Below are 19,349 nucleotides of genomic sequence, written 5' to 3'. Positions count from 1 at the left end.
CCGGTTTGGCGGAGATCTGAAAATATGGCCGTTCTCGTGACGCGACCAAGTCCGGATGATGAGATGACGGCGAAGGCCCTCCACGCGCGGGGGTTCGATGTGCTGCGCGCGCCGATGCTGCGGTTCGAGCCGGTGCCGTTCCAGGACGATGCGGACACGGCCTATGGCGCCGTCATCGTCACCAGCGCCAACGCGCTGCGCGCCATCGCGCCCCATCTTGCCGACAGCCGGCTTCTCAAACTGCCGTTGTTCGCGGTCGGAGAAAATACCGCGGCGGCGGCCCGCGATGCGGGGTTTGGCGACGTGATCGCCTCCAGGGGCGACGCCGGCGCGTTACGCGATCTGGTGCCGGCGAACGCGAAATCGAGGCAACTGAAGAAGACGAGCCCGATCCTGTACCTTGCCGGCGCCGACCTCGCGCGCGACCTTGCCGGCGAACTCGGCGAGAAGGGTTTTACGGTGGTGACGCATACCACCTACCGGATGGTGCCGGTGCCCAGCCTGCCGCGGGAGATATCTGACGCTTTCTTGGCGCATGAGGTCGAGGCCGTGCTGCATTACTCGCGGCGTAGCGCGCGTGCGTTTCTGGAGGCGGCGCGCTTCGGCGGCGTCGAAATCTCGGCATTGGCGCTGCCGCAGTGCTGCATTTCGGCAGGCGTCGCCGCGGTGTTGCGGGACGCCGGCGCGACCCAGGTCACGACGGCGGTTTCACCGGATGAAAACGCCCTGTTCGAGGCGCTGGACCGGGCGTTGCAGGCCCGATCGGGTCCTAATCTTTAAGTCTGAGCATGGTCTTATCGGAAAACCGGTGCCGCCACGGCCGGATCATGCTCTAAGACGTCTCGATTCTGCTAAGTTCCGGCATCTAACCACCTTAAGGGAACCGCGTGATGGTCGATAACAGGCCCGAAGACACTGGATCGTTGCCCGAATCGGGGCGGCCGAAGCGTGAGCCGCCGACCATCGATCTCGATGCCTCCGAAGTATCGAGCGAGACCAAGAGTGCTGGCGAGGCGCCATCCGGGCCTGAGGCTGAACCCGCGCCCGAGGTCGCCCAAGCGCCGGTTGAGGAGGCTCCAGTTGAGGAGTCACGGGTTGCGGAGCCGCCGTCCCGGCCCGTGTCGCCCTGGGTCGTCGCGCCGGTTTCCGGCGCGGTCGCGGCGGCGCTGGTGATCGGCGTCGGCTGGATGCTGGGCTGGCCCGCGATTCAGCCGGCCTCCGTATCGCAGACCGCACAGCTCAACGCCGCCGCCATCGACGGTTTGACCGCGCAAATCGCCGGCCTCGAATCCAAGGTGGGCAAACCGGTGGCCGATCCCGCCGCGGCCGCGCGCACTGACGCACTTGAAAAATCGGTCGCGACGCTGCGCGGGGAACTCGCCACGGCGCGTGCGCAAAGTGAGAAGCTGGCATCTGCCATCAACGAGGTGAAGTCGGCGCCGCGCGGCGACGGCACCGTGTCGCCTGATCTCGCTTTCGCCGAACGCATCGCCAAGGTCGAGAGCCAGATGCGGGCGCAGAGCGCCGAGATCGCGCAACAAGGCAGCAAGCTTGCCGACACGACAGCCGACGCCAAACCTGCGGATGATATGCCGCTGCGCCGTGTGGTATCGGCAGCGCTGCTCGATGTGCTGGTCAGAATCGGCGATCCCTATCCGACGGCGCTCGCCGCAGCCAAGGCGCTGGCACCAAATCCCGAAGCGCTGAAGGCGCTCGATGAATTTGCGGAGAAGGGCGTGCCGAACGCCGGCAAGCTGAGCACGGAACTGTTGGCGCTGGTGCCAAAACTGTTGCCGGCCCAACAGAGCGCCGCCACCACCGGCACCGGCATCGTCGATCGTTTGCAGGCGGGCGCTGCCAAACTGGTCAAGATCGAGCGCACCGATACCGCCGGCACGGACCGCGGCGCTGTGGTGGCGCGTATCACGGCGGCTGCGCTGCGCAACGATTTCAACGAGGCGCGGCGAGAATTGAAGACACTGGAGCCAGCCGATCGCGCCGCGGCGCAATCATGGCTTGAGTCGGCCGATGCGCGCGACGCCGCGCTGGCCGCATCCCGTCAATTTGCGACTGAGGCCATGGCTGTGCTCGCCAAACCGGCGCAATAAGGATTTCAATGGTCCGGATCATTCTGTTTCTGCTGTTGATCGCGCTCGGTGCAGCGGGCGCGGCCTGGATTGCCGAGCAGACCGGCGATGTCGTGCTGTCGTGGGGCGGCTATCGCGCGCAGACCACGCTGCCGGTGTTCATGCTGGCGCTCGGCATCGTCATCGTCGCGGCGATGATGCTGTGGGCGACCCTGCGCGGCCTGTGGCGCACACCGCAACGGATCCGCCGCAATCGGCGCGAACGTCGTCAGGCCCGCGGCCGGCATGCAATCACGCAAGGCCTGCTCGCGATCGGCCATGGCGATTCCACGGCTGCCCGCATCCACGCGGACGCTGCGCGAAAGCATGCGGCGCATGATCCGCTGGCCCTGCTGCTGCACGCGCAATCGGCGCAGCTCGACGGCGACCGCGAGGGCGCGCAGCGCGCCTTCCGCGCCATGGCCGAGCGTGAAGACACGCGGCTGTTGGGCTTGCGCGGCCTGTTCATCGAGGCGCAGCGCGCCGACGATCCCGTCGCCGCCGTCATGCTCGCCGAGGAAGCACTAAAGCTGTCGCCGTCGTCGTCATGGGCATCGCACGCCGTGCTCGGCTTCTGCTGCGCCAAGGGCGACTGGGGCGGCGCGCTAAAGATCCTCGACAACAATCAATCGGCCGGGCTGATCGACAAGGCGACCTATCGCCGGCAGCGCGGCGTGCTGCTGACCGCGCGCGCGCTCGAACTGGAAAAGGTCGATCGCGACCTGGCGCGCGAGAGCGTGATGGAGGCGGTCAAGCTGGCGCCGACGCTGGTGCCCGCCGCGGTGCTGGCGAGCAAGTTCGAGAGCGAAGCGCACCAGGTGCGGCGCTCGATGCGGCTTGTCGAGACGGCGTGGCTGGCGCAGCCGCATCCGGATCTGGCCGATGCCTATGCCCATGTGAAGTTGGGGGATTCCGCGCGGCAACGGCTGGTGCGGGTGGAGACGCTGGCAGCGAAAGTGCCTGGTCACATCGAGGGCGCGCTGGCGATCGCGCGCGCTGCGATCGATGCGTCTGAGTTCACCAAGGCACGCGAGGCGCTGGCACCCTTCATCGCTCAGCCGACGCAGCGGGTCGCGCTGTTGATGGCCGAGATCGAGCGCACCGAGCACGGCGATAGTGGCCGTGCGCGCGCGTGGACCTTGCGCGCGGTGCGCGCGCTGCACGATCCGGCCTGGACCGCGGACGGCTATGTCAGTGATCGCTGGCGGCCGGTCTCCCCCGTCACCGGGCGGCTCGATGCCTTCCAGTGGCAGACGCCGGTCGCGGCGCTGCCGTCCGACAAGGCGAGCACGATCGAATCCTCCCCGTTCGAGGAAGCCATGTTGGCAACGCCGCGCCGTGCCGTGGTGATTGCACCGCCCGAGGCCGTGGACGAGCAGCCCGCCGAGCCCGCCGCCCCGGTTACGCCCGAAACGCCCGCGGCACCGGCCGCGCAGGACAATGTGCCGCCACCCGCGGCTGTCGCCGAAGTGCCTCCCGCCGAGGCTCCCCGCCCCGAAGCAGCCACCATTCTTCCGACGCCGGAGGCAGCCCCGCCCAAGCCGGCCGAACCGGTACCAAGCCAGCCGGCCCCGCTGTTCCGTTCGCGGCAGGATATTCCAAAGACGGTTCCGGCCTCGATTCCCGCCGTAATCCCCCTCATTCGAGCCCCGGACGACCCTGGTATCGACGAGGACGGCCCGGCGGACGAATTCGCGGAACAACTCGCCCCGCCCAAGGCCCAGGCCGGCGGCTGGCGGGGATTTTTGTCACGTTGGGGCGGCAGCTAGCGTTTCGGAGGCCTAGCGTTTTTCTTGCCAATCGGGGCGCTCCCCGATATCAGGTGCGGGCGTTCGCGGCTAACGCCCGGACGCCGCTTCGGTCCGCCGCAATAGCTCAGTTGGTAGAGCACGTCATTCGTAATGACGGGGTCACAGGTTCGAGTCCTGTTTGCGGCACCACGCTTTTCCGAAATTCTCAGAACTCGTCAGGCACGCTCACAACTCCGTTGCGTGACCTGTCTCACATAAAGCACCGCCTGCCCGGCCTAGTCTCCGCCTCGACCTCAAGGGGAGACACCAACATGCGTAAGCTCATTCTCATCGCAGGATTCGTTCTGGCATCCGCTGCTGCTCAGGCTGGGGATCGGAGCTTGTCGCTGGGTGGCATCGAGCGGGCGTCCGCGAAGGCCGTCGATGCACCGAAAACCGCTGAAGTCCCGCAGCCGCCGGAACCGCCGAAATATGTCGAGCGGCCGGCGATCGAGCTCAAGGCCGAGACTCCGAAGGCTGAGACATCGAAGGCCGAGGCGCCCAAGGTGGCGGCAAAGGTTCAACAGCCGGCCGCTGAGCGGTCGAGAGCCGAGCGCGGGAGGCCCGTTGCCCGGAGAACGGCGTTCATGTCGAGAAACATGAAGCCGCGCCGCAGGCACCACTGGATCGAAGCGCGCATCGTCCGCGAGCTGCATCGCCACGGGATCTACTGGTAAACACTGCCAAAGCAAAACGCGCCCCTCGGGATTACTCCGAGGGGCGCGTTTTGCGTGACGCTTGAGCCTATCGGCTTACTGCGAAACCGTCTGCACCACGCTGCTGATCGGGCGGCTGGCAACTGCCGGCATTTTCTGGTCCTTCACCAGCATCGCGTCATATTCGGGCAGGGTTTCGAGCTGCTCCTTGGCCTTCATCTGCACGACCTTGTAGCCGCCGGCTTTGAGGCGGCGCAGCAGCGTCGGCAAAGCCAGTGCGGTATTTTTCTGCAGATCGTGCATCAGGATGACGCCCTTGCCCTGCTTGTCGAGCTTGGTCATGACGTTCTGGATCACCTGGTCCGGACCCGACGATTTGAAGTCGTTGGAATCGACATCAACTGAAAACATCGAGATGTTGCGCGAGGCGAGATAGCCGAGCGCGGCCTGCGTGTGCGCGAGCCCCGGGAAGCGGAAGAACGGCGCGGGTGCCGTTCCCAGCGCCATCTTCACGGCGCTAAAGCCCTTCTCGATCTCTTCTCTCACCTGCGGCTCGGTCAGCTTCTTGCCGTCGAGATGGGCGTGCGACCAGGTATGCGAGCCGATGGTGTGGCCGGCGGTCGCGACCTGCTTGAGAATCTCGGGATGATAAGTCGTGTGCTTGCCGACCGGGAAGAACAGGGCCTTGGTGCATTCATCCGATAGCGCCTTGAGCACAGCGGGCGTGGTCGGCCACGGGCCGTCGTCGAAGGTCAGCACGACCTCCTTCTCAGTCAGGAAGTCGAACTGCTTGTATTGCAGGAAGCCGAAGCCGGGGCCGCCGGTGGTGTCGATCACGACGGTGCGGCTGACGCCGAGTGCGTCGGGATTGGCGCAGGCCGATCGCATCGGCTGGGCTGCGGGAATGGGCGCGGGGGCAGGGGTCGGCTTCGAGAGCGAGCCCGTGGTCTCGACGTCGTCCCTCAGTGCGGGCCTGGCTGCGGCGGGCGCCGGCTCGGCCGCACGGGCGGCAACGGTTTGGGGTGCAACCGCGTCGGCCCGCGGCGAGGAGGTCCAGAACCAAACGCCGGTGATCACCAGCGCCGTCACTACACTGGCCAGCATCAGGCCCAACGCATTACGCATCGCTACTCTTTCCACATACTCGGGGTACACACACGCAACGGGCCATTAATGCCAACAATGTCTTAACGTCTCGCGAACAAGCGCCGGTTAGGACAAGGAAATGAGGGTGTTATGCGCGAGTGAGGTCAGTCACAGTCGCCCCGCGGTTCCGAGCGCATGCTCCTGCCATCAACAACGGGCTCGCCTGCCGAGCCAACAGGAGCCGACAATGACCGCAGTGTTCTTCAATGCCGTTCGCAAGGTCAGTCTAGTGCTGGCCTTGACCGCCTCGTTCGCCGCTGCTTCGTCGACCGCGAGCTTCGCCTTCACCTCTGAGCAGCAGCAGATGTGCACCGGCGACGCATTCCGCCTCTGCAGCTCGGAAATCCCGAATATTCCGAAAATCACCGCCTGCATGATCAAGCATCGCGCCGACCTGAGCGCGGGCTGCCGCACCGTGATGGATCGCGATCTCGCGGCGAAGAAGGGCAAGCTCGCAGCGCAATAGTCGGCCCTCCGGCTTCCGGGAACGCTTGCGGCGATGCGACGCAGGCGTTTTTCGTTTCGCGGCGTTCACAACGCGAACGAGGCATTTCACCGTTCACAAATGCGTGCGGCCGGGATTTTGACGCACTGGATTCCTGTTTGACGCGTTTTCCTGACGCGGACCGGTTCCAACCTCGCCAGAAAACGCTATAGAGCGCGCTGATCGCGTTTCCCGGCTACGAAGGCATAACAAATGACCAAGATCCTTTTCGTCATTCCGCTGATCCTGATGGCCTCAAGCGTGTCGGCACAAACACAAAAAAGAGAGGGGCATGACGAGTGCGCGCGCGACGTCTCGCGGTATTGCCGGGCGCAGATGCAGGATGGTGATCAGGTCATTCTGGCCTGCCTGAAGCAGAACCGCTCACGGATCAGCAAGGCCTGCCAGCGGAAGCTAGCGAGCGCCGGGCAGTAGAAGGCGCCGGGCGGCCGCGATCTATCCCGCCCCATTGCCGTTGGCGCGCAGCGATTGGTAGAAATCGTAGATCAACAGCGCCATCACCAACACGCAGATGATGATCAGCGGCACCGCCTTGATCCACCAGAGCATGATGCCGAGAAACGCGCAGACGCCGGCAACGCCGATCAGTCCGGTGATGAAATTCGTCATCTGTCGCTCCTTGTTTTCGCGCGACGCGCACTGGTCTTAGCACGGGTCTTGGCACCGGTTTTGGCAGGCGCGGCTCTGTCGCGGCCGCCTTTTCCGAGAGTTTTGACTAGCCAGTTGGCCGTCCGCAGGAGCCGCGCATCGTTGCCGCGGCGCCCAATCAACTGAACGCCAATGGGCAGGCCGCTGTCCGATTGCAGCAGCGGCAGCGTCACCGCCGGCGTGCCGAGATAGGTCCACATCGAGCAGAACACGGGGTTGCCGGTACTGTCGAGGCCGCGCGGCGCCGGGCCCGGTGCAGACGGGGTCAGAATCGCGTCGTATTCGCCAAACACGCCGTCGAGCGTCGCGTTGAGCGGCGCGCTGCCGGCCAAGGCGCGTGTGTAGTCGACGGCCGGAACCTGGCGCCCGCGCTCGATCAGCGCGCGCAGTACCAGGCTTAGGGATTCGCCGCCCTGCTCGAAATCGCGATGCAGGTTGTGCGCCATCTCCACTTCCATGACGGTGCGGTGCATGTCGACAGCGCGGTCGAAACTCGGGCCGATCTCGACCTCGGAAACTTGCTCGCCCAGCACTTCCACCAATTCGGCAAACGCCTCCGTCGTCACCTGCTCGACATGCTTCCACGCGGGCGAGCGCACGAAGGCGAACCGCGGCGGTAATGGCGGCTCGCTTGCCGCCATTTCGACAAAGCGGGGAGGGGCAAGAGGGCGCGTATCCGGATCTTCCTCGTCGAAACCCGCAAGCGTCTGTGCCAGCAGTGCTGCGTCGTCGACCGATCGCGCAAACACGCCGACATGATCGAGTGCCCGCGATAGCAGTAGCGCGCCACTCCGTGGAATGAGACCGTGTGTCGGCTTGAAGCCAACCACCCCGCAGAAGGCAGCAGGGCGGATCACGGACCCGTTGGTCTGCGAGCCGATGGCGCCCGGCACCATCAGCGCCGCAACCGCCGCGGCGGAGCCCGACGACGATCCGCCCGGCGTGTGAGCCGGGTTGTGCGGATTTCGGGTCTTGCCGGGATTGAAATAGGCATACTCGGTCGTCACCGTCTTGCCGAGGATCACGGCCCCTGCGGCCCGCAGGCGCGCCACCGCCGTCGCATCGCGGCGCGGCGTGCGTCCGGCCCACAGGCTGGATCCGAGTTCCGTCGGCATGTCGCCGGTATCGAAGATGTCCTTGATGCCCAGCGGCACGCCATGCAGCGGGCCTGTGGCCTTGCCCTGCTTGCGATGGTCGTCGGCGGCCTCGGCCTGCCGCATCGCGTAGTCGCGATCGAGGAATGCCCACGCCTCGATGTCGCGATCGGCCTCGTCGATGCGTTTCAAACAGTCGGCGACAAGCTCCACTGAGCTGAGCCGGCCGTCGCGGATGCCGGCCGCCGCTTCCGCAAGCCCGAGCGCATTGAGACTCATGCGCATCCTTTCAGCGCTTTACCGGGCCGGCTCACCGCGATCCATAGAGATAGCTGGGCAACCACAACGCAATTTCCGGGAAGATGTAGACGAGCGCCATGGTGAGGAAGACCAGGCCGACGAAGGGAAGCGCGCCGGAGAAGATGTCGGTGAGCTTCACTTGCGGCGGCGCCACGCCCTTCAAATAGAAGGCGGCCATCGCGACGGGCGGCGTATTGAACGCAGTCTGTGTGTTCAATGCGACCAGGATGCCGAAGAAGATTGGATCGATGCCATACTGGGGAAGTAGCGGCAGGAAGATCGGCACGAAGATGATGATGATCTCGGTCCATTCCAGCGGCCAGCCGAGCAGGAAGATGATGATCTGGGTCAGCAGCAGGAACTGCACCGGTGACAGATTCAGCGAGGTGAAGAATTGCTCGACCACCGACTGTCCGCCGAGGACGGCAAATACCGCGGAGAACGTCCATGAGCCGATGAACAGGTAGCAGACCATCGCGGTCGCGCGCACGGTCAGATACACCGACTCGCGCATCATCGTGTAGTTGAGCGAGCGATAGGCCGCTGCCAGAACGATGCTCATGAGAGCGCCTACCGCCGCCGCTTCGGACGGCGTCGCCAAGCCGAACAGGATGGCGCCGAGCACGGCGACGATGAGGAGCGCCAGCGGCAGGAATGACGTGGCGAGCGCCCAGATCACCGTGGAGATCGGCACGTTGGTCTCTTCGGGCGGCAGCTTCGGCGCCAGCGCGGGATTGATGATCGCCCGCGCCATCGCGTAGAGGACATAGAACAAGGCCAGCAAGAACCCCGGAAAGAATGCGGCCGCATAGAGCTTGACCGCCGAAACGCCGGCGGTCGCCGCATAGACGATCAGGAGAATGCTCGGCGGAATCAGGATGCCGAGGCAGCCGCCGGCGCAGACCACGCCAGCCGACAGCTTGGTGTCGTAACCCGCGCGCAGCATCGCCGGCAATGCCAGCAGGCCCATCAGCGTGACAACGGCGCCGACGATCCCGGTGGCGGTCGCGAACATTGCGCAGGTGATGAGCGTGGCCACCGCGAGCGCGCCGGGCACGTTCTTCATCGACAATTGCAGCGAGTGGAACAGGCGGTCGAGAATATTGGCGCGTTCGACCAGATAGCCCATGAAGAGAAACAGCGGCACTGCGACCAGCACGTCGCTGGATGTGACCTCGAACGTCTTCTGCACCAGCAGCGTGAAGATGCGGTTCTGGAAGAACTCCTGACCGGGCGTGTAGTACGCATAGTAGCCGAACGAGACACCCATCGCCATCAGCGTGAAGGCGATCGGGAAGCCGAGCATGATGATGAAGATGAAAAGCCCCAGCATCAGCATGCCGAGTTGAGGGTCGGTCATGCGCCTGCTCCCCTCTCGCTCTGCTGCTCGGCCGCATGCTGCTGATGTTCGCGAATGATGAGGCTTTCGGTCTCCTCCACGTCGTGCAGGCGCTGCGGCCATTGGCCGGTGCGGATGCACAGCACGCAGCGGATGATTTCAGCGAATCCTTGCAGGAACAGAAGAACGCCGGTGGCCGGGATCAGCGCCTTAAGCGGAAACACCGGCACGCCGGCCGGACTGAAGATGCTGACTTCGCGGAAGCGCACTGACATATCGGCATAATTCCAGCCCGAATACATCAATGCCGCAATCGCCGGCAGGAAGAACAGAATGTAAAGAATGAGATCCATCGTCGCCTGGGTGCGCGGCGACCAGAGGCGGTAGACCACGTCGGCGCGCACATGGCCGTTGCGCGACAGCGTATAGGCGCCGGCCATCAGGAACATCGCGCCATAGGTGATGTAGCTGATGTCGAACGCCCAGGTGGTCGGCGCACGCAGCACGTAGCGCATGAACACCTCGTAGCTGACACCGAGCGTGAGGACGAGAATCAGCCAGGCGAACGCCTTGCCGACCCATGTGCTGAGTTCATCGATGAAAAACAGAAATTTCTTCATGCGAGTTGAGCTCGCGGTAAATCGCACATCCGGATGTCCCCCAGTTGCTGGCTGAGCGGCGCGTCAACCGCGCCGCCCATTATTCGTACCGCCGATCAAGCGCTGCGAGCTCGTCAGACCTTGAGCACACCCGGGAAGTGGTGCTCGAAGGCGCCACGATAATCCGTCGCGTTGGTCATGTTGTAGTAAACCACGCGGCGCACCCATGCCTTCTGCGAGTCCATCACCTTCTTCATGAATGGATCCGACCCGAGCTGGGCGATCAAGCCGTCCCATGCCTTGATCTGCGCATCGAATACGGACTTCGGCGTCCGCTGGACGTTGACCTTGTCCTTGTTGATCAGCTCCTGCAGGTCCTTGGAGTAATAGTCCATCCCCTTCCATTCGTTGGCGGAGGAGACTGCCTCTGCAGCATACTGCAGGATCGCCTTCTGCTCGGCCGCCAGCGCATTGTATTTCGTGCGGTTGAACATGATCTCGAAATATTCCGTCGCCTGATGGTGGCTGCCTAACATGTAGTTCTTGGCGACGTCCTGCGCGCCGAAGCGCCTGTCCGATGTCGGGTTGTTGAACTCGAATCCATCGATCACGCCGCGCTCCATGGCCGGCACGATTTCGCCGCCCGGAAGCTGCGCGACAGAGGCGCCCATCACCTGGAACAAGTCGGCAGCCAGACCCACGGTGCGGTACTTGAGCCCCTTCAGGTCGGCATCACTGGTGATCGGCTTTTTGAACCAGCCGAGCGGCTGGGTCGGCATCGGCATTGCGAAGAAGCTCTTGATATTGACCTTCATGATCTGGGTCTGGAGTTCTTCGAACAGCTCCTTGCCACCGCCGTTGTGAATCCAGCCAAGACCCTCGTTGGCATTAAAGCCGAACACCGGCCCGGTGCCGAACAGCGATGCGGCCTTGTGCTTGCCGTACCAGTAGACGGTCACCGTATGGGCCGCGTCGATCTGGCCGCCATGCACGCCGTCGAATACCTGGAACGGATGCACGACCGAACCGCCCACCAGATAGTCAATACGCAGCCGGCCTCCCGCCATCTCGTTGACGCGCTTCACATAATCTTCGGCCATCTCGTTGAAGACGTCGGCCTTGCCCCACGAGCCCTGCATCTTCAAGGTCGCCGTCTGCGCCCGGCTGACTTGTGGCATCGCAATCGCCGCACCGCCGGCGGCCGCGGCCGTCAGGAAACGGCGCCGCGTCGTTTTTGTATCGCTACGCTTGCTCATGAGCTCCTCCCGGTTGAGATGTCGCCCGCTGTCGCCGCAGGCTTGTTTGTCTCAACGACAAGTCAAAGGCTTGCGCGGCATTTTGGCAAGCGGGAAGTGCGCGGGCTCGTTATGAATCGCTCAATTGGCAGGGTAACGTTGCTATCTCGCAGGCGCGAAGCAGGACCTGTTCGCGTTCGGCGGCGCACCGGCGTCTTGCACTTTAGTCGCAGGAAATCGGTGGCGCCGTGTCGGCGGTACGCTGAATCAAGTTGGGCTGATTTATTCCCGCGCCATTTCTGCGCCCAATGGCCGCGGCGCGTCGCCCTTATCGATGGATCAGGTGCTGCTGCCGGCTGCGGTCGCGACCACCGGCAAGACCTCGTTGGCGGCGCGGTCGGGGGTATCTTCCTTCCAGCGGACCGAGCCGAACGGCCGCTCCAGCATGCGGCGGACGCGGATCGGCTCCGGCCCGAGGTGAAAGTCGATCGCGCGCTGGTGCAGGGCGCGCTCGGACTGCGTCGCACGGTTACGCTGGCGCAGATAATCGAGCCAGGTCGGGCAATGGTAGCGCTCGGTCCATAATTCGGGGTCGCCGATGTCGCGCGCGATCGACCAGCCATAGGCGCCGTTGCGCTGGCGGCTGAGCTGCACTTCCTGCATCACATTGTGAAACGCGCGCGCGTCATCCTGCGCGACGCGATATTCGATCTCGACCACCAGCGGTCCGCTGCGCCCCGTGAGCGACAGCCGCACCTCGGGATCGGCAAGCAGTTCGGTGGCATCCTCGTTGCGCGCGCCGACCGGCGGCATGCGCAGCCAGATGCCGAGCAGGGGCGAGATCAGCATCAGGCCAGCCGAGACCAATAGCGCGATCTCCACGCCGGCGAGGTCGGTGAGGTGTCCCCAGCCCCAGCTTCCGACCGCAATGCCGCCGGCGATCGACGCCTGGAAAGCCGCCAGCGAGCGGCCCGCAACCCAGCGCGGCGCTGAGAGCTGCACGCCGATATTGAACAGGGCGACCGCCAGCATCCACACCGCGCCAGCGAGCACGAGCGCAATCGCCGTCAGGACCGCGTTGGTGCTCAGGGCGACCGCCGCGATCGCGCCGGCCATCGATATCGCGCAGGCGCGTACTGCGGCCTCGCCGCTCATGCGCCGCCGTACCTCGCCGATATTCAGCGCGCCGAACACCGCGCCCATGCCGAAGGCCCCGAGCATGATGCCGTAGGTTTGCGCGCCGCCATGCAGGAGATCGCGGGCGACCAGCGGCATCAGCGCCGAGACCGAGCCGCCAATGATGCCGGTGACCAGCGTGCGCGTCAGCACGATCTTGATCGACGGCGAATTGGTGATGTAGCGCACGCCGGAGACCATGGCGCGGTTGAGCCGTTCGCGCGGCAGGCGCGACGGCTCGTTGGCGCGATTCCACAGAAACATCACCACCATCAGCGGCAGATACAGCACCGCATTGACGGCAAACGCCGCCACGGCGCCTGATGTGGCGACTACGATGCCGCCGATCGCCGGACCGAAGCTGCGCGCAATGTTATAGCTGATGCCGTTGAGTGCGACCGCCGCCGGCAGCGTCTCCGCCGGTACCTGCTCGGTCACCGAGGCCTGCCAGGCCGGCCCGAACAGCGCCATGCCGCTGCCGACGACGAAGCACAGCGCCAGGAGGATATTCGGCGTAACGAGGCCGAGCCACGCCAGCACCGTGAGCGCGGTTGCGCCGACAAGCGCGATGCCGAGCGAGACCAGCGCGACGATGCGGCGGTCGTGCATATCGGCGATGGCGCCGGCCGGCATCGAGATCAGCATGATCGGCAGCATCAGCGCGGTCTGCACCAGCGCGACCTTGTCGGCCGAAGCAGTCATCTGCGTCATCGCCCAGGCCGCGCCGACGCCCTGGATCAAGATCCCCAGGTTGGAAACGAGGCTGGCGAGCCAGATGCGCCGGAACACCGCGTGCCGCAACGGCGCTGCGATCCCGTCAGTCGCAAGACGCGAGCGTTTCGGCTGGTCGGTCATGATCGGTTCCGTTGGCGTTCTGTCACCGGCTTGATTCCATGCGAATGTAAAGTGATGCCTGCGAAAGCCCTGGCCTGTCCAGTCGAAGCAGCACTATCGGCGGTGCTATCGCACAGCTAAGGCATTGAAAAGCAACGGAAGGTTTCAGAATGCGGCTGTCGCGGCGGTTGGTGCTTGGGCGCTGACGCCGATCTCTTGCTCTACGCCGCCCCTGCAGAGAAGGAGCGCCGGTTGATCAGCCAGCGCACCAGGGAAGCGCTCGCAGCAAAGAAGGCGGAAGGACTCAAGGGCAGTGTCGGGCCTTGACGTGCAAGAAGGTTCCAGCGGGCTCCGAACGATGCTCATGGCCATCGCTTTCGCGATGCGCGGCAAATTGCGCATAGAACGCGTGCTTGGGGTTGATATCATTCCAGTTAATCATTGAATGTGACCCCATAGCGGGACACGCCATGACGATTGGAATTGAGCGGTTCCGCGACGCGCGCGAGCAGCGGCTCGACCAGATGCGACGTAATCATTCGGAGAAGACGACAACAGCTATCCGCTGCGGGCGTTGCGAGCCTGGCGCATGATCCTGTCTGCTCTCATGGGGGCCGCATTCGCAACCAGGAGGACATTCCATGACGCCCACGCGTTTTGTTTCAACTGCTAGCACGCTGGCCGCAATCTGGCTCGTGGCCGCAGCCGCGACAGTACGTGCCCAGGACAGTGCGCTGCCGGCCGGGTTCAAGACCCAGCCGCTGCTGAAAACGGGTCAAACTCGAGACAAGCAGCCGATTGCCTATCCGAAGACAGACAAGCCAGAGATCATCTCCGTTATTGGGACCATCGAGCCAGGCGGCCGCACGCCATTGCATGAGCACCCGGTACCGACCTACGTGTACGTCCTAGAGGGCGAGGTAGAGTTGCAGAGTCACGGCGGACAGCCGCATCAATACAAAGCCGGCGAAGCGTACATCGAGGCTCTCAATCACCCGCACCAGCTTTTCAATAAGGGCAATGTTCCGGCTAAGGTCCTGGTAGTCTTCGCCGGCGAGGAGGGAAAACCCACAACCCTAGCGGCGAAATAGCCGCTTGTCGTGGCGACATGATCCGCTTCCGCAATTCAATTCAGCCGCCGACGTGGGTGGCTGATTGAATCGGGCGCACACTTACTTATTGATAAGTGACTGAGCGCGTTAATTGCGGACTGAATGCCTCTGGGGCGATGCAATGATATTGCAAGCAGTCCGGGCTCAGCGAACTAAGTCCGACCTCCGATACAACCTGCTAGCCATCACGCTCCGATGACAAGCTCGAACAACCGAACCGTTCCTCGACCGAAGACCAGCGCCGCGAGCTCGGCCAGGCTGTCAAGCAACGCGGAGGTCAACCGCCCCGTGGTGGCATTATTCAACCAGGAGCGGATCGTGGCGCGGGCGTGGCCGGCCTCGGAAAACCGGATTGCGGTTGCCGAACTGACTTATTAGCTGTTTCCTGACAGGAGCGCCTTTGTGGCGCCCGGATCGAATGCATAGTTGGAGCCGTAGCCCGCATGAGCCAACGGGGCGCGCATTCGCGCGACTGTCCGGGCTACGAGAGTGGCGCCGATGAGCATAGCCGAAGCCTACGACACGACGGTCGCGCGCGCACCGCTGGTGCCGCCGAGCCCGCCGCGGGCGCCCGACGACATGACAGTGTTCGGGCGGATGAAGGCCATCCGCGAAAGCCCGATCGGTAGCTGGGGCCAGCGGGCCTATGAGGAAGATATCGTCCAGGGCCGCTTCTTCGGACGCAGCACGTTCATTCTCAACGCGCCGGATGCGATCAAGCATGTGCTGGTCGACAATTACGAAAATTATACGCGCACGCCGGCCGGCATCCGGGTGCTGCGTCCAATTCTCGGCGAGGGCCTTTTGATCGCGGAAGGGCGCGCGTGGAAGCATCAGCGCCGCACGTTGGCGCCGGCATTCACGCCGCGCGCGGTGATGCCGCTCATTCCGCACATGCTGGCGGCGACCGACCAGACGGTCGCCAAGCTGAGAGGCGCCAGCAATGGACACGTTGACCTGCGCGAGGCGATGCAGCGGATGGCGCTCGAGATCGCCGGCCGCACCATGTTCTCGTTCGGGATGGATCGCCATGGCGCCGCCTTGCGCGATTTCGTGATGGAATATGGCGAGCGGCTGGCGCGCCCGCATTTTCTGGATTTGCTGTTGCCGCTGAACTGGCCAAGCCCGCAGGACATTGCGCGCGGCCGCTTCCGCAAGCGCTGGACTGCATTCATCGGCATGCTGATGGCCGAGCGCCGCGCTGCCGGCAAGCAGGAGGGCGCGCCGGCGCGCGATCTGTTTGACCTGATGGGCGATGCGCGCGATCCGGAAACCGGCGAAGCCTTCTCCGACGAACAACTCGGCGATCAGGTCGCGACCATGATTCTCGCCGGCCATGAGACGACGGCGACCGCACTGTTCTGGGCGCTCTATCTCCTGGCGCTCGATCCTGCCACGCAGGAGCAGGTGGCGAGCGAAGTACAGACCGCGGCCGTCAACGGCGCGTCCGATATCGAGCGGCTGAAATTCACCCGCGCGGTGATCGACGAAACGATGCGGCTCTATCCACCGGCGTTCCTGATCGCCCGCGCGGCGATCGGGCCGGATACTATCGCGGGTCTGCCGGTCAAGAAGAAGGACGTCATCCTGATCGCGCCGTGGCTGCTTCATCGGCACGAAAAGCTGTGGCGGGATCCGAGCGCGTTTATCCCGTCCCGCTTCATGACGGGAACGCCGCCCGACCGCTTCGCCTATCTGCCGTTCGGCGTCGGCGCCCGCGTTTGCATCGGCGCGCATTTCGCGCTGGTCGAGGCGACGCTGGCGCTGGCGAAGATGATCGGCGCGTTTCGCGTCACGCTGGTCGACAAGGATCCGGTGATGCCGATCGGCGTGGTGACGACGCAGCCCGACCGTTCGCCGATGTTTGCCATCACGCCTCGGTAGTCTTTTTTTGATCGGCCGATTGCCGGACCACGCGAAGAAAATGCGTCAGACAAGGGAGCACACCTTGCGCAGTCGTCTTGGGAGCGTCATCTAGGTTGTCACCATGAGCGATACTCAGGCCCAGTTCGCAGTCTTGAAGCAGACCGCCGACCCCGCGGTGGTCGACGCCATCTCGCAACTGATCGCCAAGGGCGAGGACCGCGACCTCAACCGAATCAACCTGTTGGATTTCTCCGCGCGCTACGGGCTCGACGAGGAAAAGGTCATCTCGGCCTTCCTGCATTCGGCGCGGCTCGGGCTGTTCGATCTCACCTGGAATGTGCTGTGCCCCGGCTGCGGTGGCGTGCTCGGCGCGCACAACACCCTGAAATCGCTGCGCCACGACGATTACAATTGCGCGCTATGCGCCCAAGGTTACGAGGCGTCGGTCGACGACCGCGTCGAGGTCGCCTTCACGGTCAGCCCGCGCGTCAGGCGCATTGCGGCACACGATCCCAACACGCTGCCGATCTGGGAATATAACCGCCAGATGTTCTGGAGCTCGGGGATGGACCTGAGCGAGGAATCGATCAAGCGGCTCATCGATGAAGTCTCGCTCGAAGCCATCGAGTTGCCGGCGGGCGAAAAGGCAGTGCTGTCGCTGCAATTGCCCAACCAGTTCGTGATCGTGTTCGAGCCGGTGACGCATTCGGCGCATTTCTTCGATGTCCAGGGCGAACCGACCCGCGAGCGGCAACAGTTTTCGATCGTCTTCAACAAGCTGCACCCGCCTACGGGCTCGACGGTGATGCGGCCGGGACCGCTACGGCTGTCGCTGGAAAACCAGACGGACCACCGGGTGCTGCCCGCGGTCTGGATCGCCAACGACACGCTCCATGAGCTGCTCGGCAAACGCAAGCCGATCCTGACCGCCAAGCGGATGCTGTCCAACCAGACTTTTCGCGACGTCTTCAAGGCGGATAACCTCAACGTCGATCAGCGCCTCAAGATCACCTCGCTGACCTTCCTGTTTACGGACCTCAAGGGCTCCACCGCGCTCTATGAGCGGGTCGGCGATCTCGCCGCCTTCGACCTGGTGCGGGCGCATTTCCACGCGCTGCTCGAAATCATCGCATCGGAGAAGGGCGCGGTCGTGAAGACGATCGGCGATGCCGTGATGGCGACCTTCATCAGGCCGGAACATGCGATCGTCGCGGGCCTGCGCATGCGGGCGGCAATGGCGACGCTGAATGCCGAGCGCGGCCGGGAGGACCTGATTATCAAGATCGGCATCCACGAAGGTCCGTGCCTGGCGGTCATGCTGAACGAGCGACAGGACTATTTCGGTCAGACCGTCAACATCGCTTCAAGGGTGCAGCACCTGTCGACCTCGCAGGAGATCCACATCACAGGACCTGTGATCGAATCGCCGGGCGTTGCCACCATTCTGGCGAAACAGGCGATCAGGCCGATCCAGAAGGAAGCGGCACTGCGCGGCATCGCCGACAAGGTGATGGTGTACGAGATACCTTAAACGATACTACTCGATCACGATCTCACCGGTCATGCCGAGTTCGGCGTGGGTCTTGCCGTCGCTGGTCTTGATGTCGCAGCGCAGGTCGCTGGCACGGCCGGCGGCGATTGGCACCAGCCACCATTCGGCGGATTGTCCCGGATAGACCTCGATCTCGCGAATCGCGCCCTTGAATTCGGCGAGCGTAACGGTCTTGCCGTTCTGCTGCTGCGTCACCTGCGCCTTGCGCGTGAACACCATCTGCGAGAACGCGTGCGAGGTGAAGTAGTGCGGATCGTTGCTCGAATTGCGTAGGATCAGCTTGTAGAGCTTGCCGGTTTCGAACTTGAGTTGCTTCGGCGCGAATTCGTGTTTGCCGGGCGAGCCGAGATCGACCGTCACCTCGATCGGCGTCTGTCGCGACAGGTCACCTGCCGCAAGCGCGGCGCCCGAGGCGACTCCGAGCATAACGGCGGCGCCGAGCGCAAAGCGGAAGTTGGTCATGCGCGTTCCCCCCAAGAAATCACTCATTGAAACAATGAGTTCGTTTTCTAATGCAAATGCGAATGATTTGCAATTGAATGACGCCTTGCTAGCTGCGGCAAATCGCGCGGGTCAGATCTTGGCGGACATGTCCCGTCTTTCGACGCACTCGGCGGTGGCGCTCTTGAACCTCAGCCGGCGCGCTTTGACTCACCGATAAGCGACGGCTCTGTGACTGCCTGCAGGTACAACCAAATTCTCGATGCAGATGTTTTGGCCACTTCAAAGGTGACGCCGATTTAATCTGCCCGCGCAGCCGGGCGTTGATTGCGGAGGCCAGATTTTAAACCCATATTCGACCGACAGGCTTTACAAGACTTTGCAGGTAGATTGATGCTCGACGGACTGCGCCAATTCATTGCCGACATCGTCGCCCCCAACGCGGATCAGGATTTCGCGTTCGACGATACCGGGTATCTTCTCGCGGCAACTGCACTACTGGTCCATGTCGTCTCGCTCGACGGCGAGCCGAGCGTGATCGAGAAGCGCAAATTGCACAGTTTGATCGAAAGCCGCTTCAAGCTCGATCCCGGGACGGCGGATCATTTGATCGCGTCGGCGACGCGGGCCGAAGGCGATGCGGTCGATCTCTATCGTTTCACCAGCGTCATCATGCGTTCGGTGAACGAAGAGGGCCGGCTTCGCATCATCGAGATGATGTGGGAACTGGTATACGCGGACGGCCAGGTCAGCGAGTTCGAGGATAACGTCGTCTGGCGCGCGGCTGACCTGCTCGGCATTTCCTCGCGCGACCGGATCGATCTCAAGCATCGGGTGGCTGAGCGGCAGCCGGTCTCGTCTGCAGGTGCGCCGAAGGCCGAAGACGCAGCAATGTGACAATGCGCGGCGCAGCCACGCATCATTGCAGAT

General features: G+C 63.8%; 19 protein-coding genes and 1 tRNA gene. 12 read left to right on the top strand and 8 right to left on the bottom strand.

The features are described from left to right. Positions 1 to 24: 24 nt before the first annotated feature. From V1273_RS00350 to V1273_RS00330, 5 genes are all read left to right on the top strand, one after another. On the top strand, positions 25 to 780 hold the full coding sequence (locus V1273_RS00350) for a uroporphyrinogen-III synthase (protein WP_334408358.1): 756 nt from the start codon (positions 25 to 27) through the stop codon (positions 778 to 780). A 110-nt stretch (positions 781 to 890) separates the two neighbouring features. Further along, a complete protein-coding gene (locus tag V1273_RS00345) occupies positions 891 to 2,108 on the top strand; it encodes a COG4223 family protein (protein WP_334408357.1) in 1,218 nt (405 codons plus the stop codon). Between the two features lie 8 nt (positions 2,109 to 2,116). After that, positions 2,117 to 3,895: a heme biosynthesis protein HemY gene (locus V1273_RS00340; protein ID WP_334408356.1), complete on the top strand. Its 1,779-nt coding sequence runs from the start codon at positions 2,117 to 2,119 to the stop codon at positions 3,893 to 3,895. Positions 3,896 to 3,990: 95 nt separating this feature from the next. Further along, positions 3,991 to 4,066, top strand: a tRNA-Thr gene (locus V1273_RS00335). A gap of 122 nt (positions 4,067 to 4,188) precedes the next feature. Further along, positions 4,189 to 4,593, top strand: a complete 405-nt coding sequence (locus V1273_RS00330; protein ID WP_334408355.1) for a hypothetical protein — start codon at positions 4,189 to 4,191, stop codon at positions 4,591 to 4,593. Positions 4,594 to 4,668: 75 nt separating this feature from the next. Here V1273_RS00330 and V1273_RS00325 read toward each other — a convergent pair whose 3' ends face one another. Beyond that, positions 4,669 to 5,697 (bottom strand): polysaccharide deacetylase family protein, encoded by a 1,029-nt coding sequence (locus V1273_RS00325; protein WP_334365698.1) that lies wholly within the window; start codon positions 5,695 to 5,697, stop codon positions 4,669 to 4,671. Positions 5,698 to 5,905: 208 nt separating this feature from the next. Here V1273_RS00325 and V1273_RS00320 point away from each other — a divergent pair, with 208 nt between their 5' ends. After that, positions 5,906 to 6,184, top strand: a complete 279-nt coding sequence (locus V1273_RS00320; RefSeq protein WP_334365697.1) for a hypothetical protein — start codon at positions 5,906 to 5,908, stop codon at positions 6,182 to 6,184. A gap of 231 nt (positions 6,185 to 6,415) precedes the next feature. Continuing rightward, complete coding sequence (locus tag V1273_RS00315) at positions 6,416 to 6,637, top strand: hypothetical protein (protein WP_334371781.1); 222 nt, start codon at positions 6,416 to 6,418, stop codon at positions 6,635 to 6,637. Positions 6,638 to 6,658: 21 nt separating this feature from the next. Here the strand turns inward: V1273_RS00315 and V1273_RS00310 are convergent, their stop codons facing one another. The 6 genes from V1273_RS00310 to V1273_RS00285 form a co-directional block, all read right to left on the bottom strand. Beyond that, positions 6,659 to 6,832, bottom strand: a complete 174-nt coding sequence (locus tag V1273_RS00310) for a hypothetical protein (RefSeq protein WP_334408353.1) — start codon at positions 6,830 to 6,832, stop codon at positions 6,659 to 6,661. Continuing rightward, positions 6,829 to 8,244 (bottom strand): amidase, encoded by a 1,416-nt coding sequence (locus V1273_RS00305; RefSeq protein WP_334408352.1) that lies wholly within the window; start codon positions 8,242 to 8,244, stop codon positions 6,829 to 6,831. The genes V1273_RS00310 and V1273_RS00305 overlap by 4 nt, the downstream gene beginning before the upstream one ends. A 31-nt stretch (positions 8,245 to 8,275) precedes the next feature. Next, entirely contained in the window at positions 8,276 to 9,625 is a 1,350-nt protein-coding gene (locus tag V1273_RS00300; RefSeq protein WP_334408351.1) for a TRAP transporter large permease, read from the bottom strand. Continuing rightward, the gene (locus V1273_RS00295) at positions 9,622 to 10,224 is read right to left on the bottom strand and encodes a TRAP transporter small permease subunit (RefSeq protein ID WP_334408350.1); all 603 of its coding nucleotides are present in this window, start codon (positions 10,222 to 10,224) and stop codon (positions 9,622 to 9,624) included. The genes V1273_RS00300 and V1273_RS00295 overlap by 4 nt, the downstream gene beginning before the upstream one ends. 113 nt (positions 10,225 to 10,337) lie before the next feature. Further along, a complete protein-coding gene (locus V1273_RS00290; RefSeq protein ID WP_334365691.1) occupies positions 10,338 to 11,459 on the bottom strand; it encodes a TRAP transporter substrate-binding protein in 1,122 nt (373 codons plus the stop codon). A 318-nt stretch (positions 11,460 to 11,777) separates the two neighbouring features. Then, the gene (locus V1273_RS00285; RefSeq protein ID WP_334408349.1) at positions 11,778 to 13,469 is read right to left on the bottom strand and encodes an MFS transporter; all 1,692 of its coding nucleotides are present in this window, start codon (positions 13,467 to 13,469) and stop codon (positions 11,778 to 11,780) included. 174 nt (positions 13,470 to 13,643) lie between these two features. Between V1273_RS00285 and V1273_RS00280 the strand changes: the two genes are divergently transcribed. From V1273_RS00280 to V1273_RS00260, 4 genes are all read left to right on the top strand, one after another. Then, positions 13,644 to 13,775 carry a hypothetical protein gene (locus V1273_RS00280; RefSeq protein ID WP_442894047.1) on the top strand — a complete coding sequence of 44 codons (132 nt, stop codon included), beginning with the start codon at positions 13,644 to 13,646 and terminating at the stop codon, positions 13,773 to 13,775. Between the two features lie 314 nt (positions 13,776 to 14,089). Continuing rightward, positions 14,090 to 14,539 carry a cupin domain-containing protein gene (locus V1273_RS00275; protein ID WP_334408347.1) on the top strand — a complete coding sequence of 150 codons (450 nt, stop codon included), beginning with the start codon at positions 14,090 to 14,092 and terminating at the stop codon, positions 14,537 to 14,539. A gap of 519 nt (positions 14,540 to 15,058) precedes the next feature. After that, complete coding sequence (locus V1273_RS00265; protein ID WP_334408346.1) at positions 15,059 to 16,444, top strand: cytochrome P450; 1,386 nt, start codon at positions 15,059 to 15,061, stop codon at positions 16,442 to 16,444. 103 nt (positions 16,445 to 16,547) lie between these two features. Continuing rightward, a complete protein-coding gene (locus tag V1273_RS00260; protein WP_334379728.1) occupies positions 16,548 to 17,957 on the top strand; it encodes an adenylate/guanylate cyclase domain-containing protein in 1,410 nt (469 codons plus the stop codon). 6 nt (positions 17,958 to 17,963) lie between these two features. Here the strand turns inward: V1273_RS00260 and V1273_RS00255 are convergent, their stop codons facing one another. After that, positions 17,964 to 18,440 carry a hypothetical protein gene (locus V1273_RS00255; protein ID WP_334408345.1) on the bottom strand — a complete coding sequence of 159 codons (477 nt, stop codon included), beginning with the start codon at positions 18,438 to 18,440 and terminating at the stop codon, positions 17,964 to 17,966. Positions 18,441 to 18,812: 372 nt separating this feature from the next. Between V1273_RS00255 and V1273_RS00250 the strand changes: the two genes are divergently transcribed. Then, the gene (locus tag V1273_RS00250; protein WP_334379730.1) at positions 18,813 to 19,316 is read left to right on the top strand and encodes a tellurite resistance TerB family protein; all 504 of its coding nucleotides are present in this window, start codon (positions 18,813 to 18,815) and stop codon (positions 19,314 to 19,316) included. The last annotated feature ends 33 nt before the right edge of the window (positions 19,317 to 19,349 follow it).

Origin of the sequence: Bradyrhizobium sp. AZCC 1721 (assembly GCF_036924715.1) — a bacterium.
In the GTDB taxonomy this organism is placed as follows: domain Bacteria; phylum Pseudomonadota; class Alphaproteobacteria; order Rhizobiales; family Xanthobacteraceae; genus Bradyrhizobium.
This window is presented reverse-complemented; position numbering and strand designations above follow the sequence as displayed.

Bases quoted from the DNA above. Each gene is read 5' to 3' on its own strand.
- V1273_RS00275 (WP_334408347.1), top strand. From the start codon at position 14,090: ATGACGCCCACGCGTTTTGTTTCAACTGCTAGCACGCTGGCCGCAATC.
- V1273_RS00300 (WP_334408351.1), bottom strand. From the start codon at position 9,625: ATGACCGACCCTCAACTCGGCATGCTGATGCTGGGGCTTTTCATCTTC.
- V1273_RS00260 (WP_334379728.1), top strand. From the start codon at position 16,548: ATGAGCGATACTCAGGCCCAGTTCGCAGTCTTGAAGCAGACCGCCGAC.
- V1273_RS00340 (WP_334408356.1), top strand. From the start codon at position 2,117: ATGGTCCGGATCATTCTGTTTCTGCTGTTGATCGCGCTCGGTGCAGCG.
- V1273_RS00295 (WP_334408350.1), bottom strand. From the start codon at position 10,224: ATGAAGAAATTTCTGTTTTTCATCGATGAACTCAGCACATGGGTCGGC.
- V1273_RS00325 (WP_334365698.1), bottom strand. From the start codon at position 5,697: ATGCGTAATGCGTTGGGCCTGATGCTGGCCAGTGTAGTGACGGCGCTG.
- V1273_RS00255 (WP_334408345.1), bottom strand. From the start codon at position 18,440: ATGACCAACTTCCGCTTTGCGCTCGGCGCCGCCGTTATGCTCGGAGTC.
- V1273_RS00285 (WP_334408349.1), bottom strand. From the start codon at position 13,469: ATGACCGACCAGCCGAAACGCTCGCGTCTTGCGACTGACGGGATCGCA.
- V1273_RS00290 (WP_334365691.1), bottom strand. From the start codon at position 11,459: ATGAGCAAGCGTAGCGATACAAAAACGACGCGGCGCCGTTTCCTGACG.
- V1273_RS00310 (WP_334408353.1), bottom strand. From the start codon at position 6,832: ATGACGAATTTCATCACCGGACTGATCGGCGTTGCCGGCGTCTGCGCG.
- V1273_RS00265 (WP_334408346.1), top strand. From the start codon at position 15,059: ATGAGCATAGCCGAAGCCTACGACACGACGGTCGCGCGCGCACCGCTG.
- V1273_RS00350 (WP_334408358.1), top strand. From the start codon at position 25: ATGGCCGTTCTCGTGACGCGACCAAGTCCGGATGATGAGATGACGGCG.
- V1273_RS00330 (WP_334408355.1), top strand. From the start codon at position 4,189: ATGCGTAAGCTCATTCTCATCGCAGGATTCGTTCTGGCATCCGCTGCT.
- V1273_RS00345 (WP_334408357.1), top strand. From the start codon at position 891: ATGGTCGATAACAGGCCCGAAGACACTGGATCGTTGCCCGAATCGGGG.
- V1273_RS00320 (WP_334365697.1), top strand. From the start codon at position 5,906: ATGACCGCAGTGTTCTTCAATGCCGTTCGCAAGGTCAGTCTAGTGCTG.
- V1273_RS00250 (WP_334379730.1), top strand. From the start codon at position 18,813: ATGCTCGACGGACTGCGCCAATTCATTGCCGACATCGTCGCCCCCAAC.
- V1273_RS00315 (WP_334371781.1), top strand. From the start codon at position 6,416: ATGACCAAGATCCTTTTCGTCATTCCGCTGATCCTGATGGCCTCAAGC.
- V1273_RS00305 (WP_334408352.1), bottom strand. From the start codon at position 8,244: ATGAGTCTCAATGCGCTCGGGCTTGCGGAAGCGGCGGCCGGCATCCGC.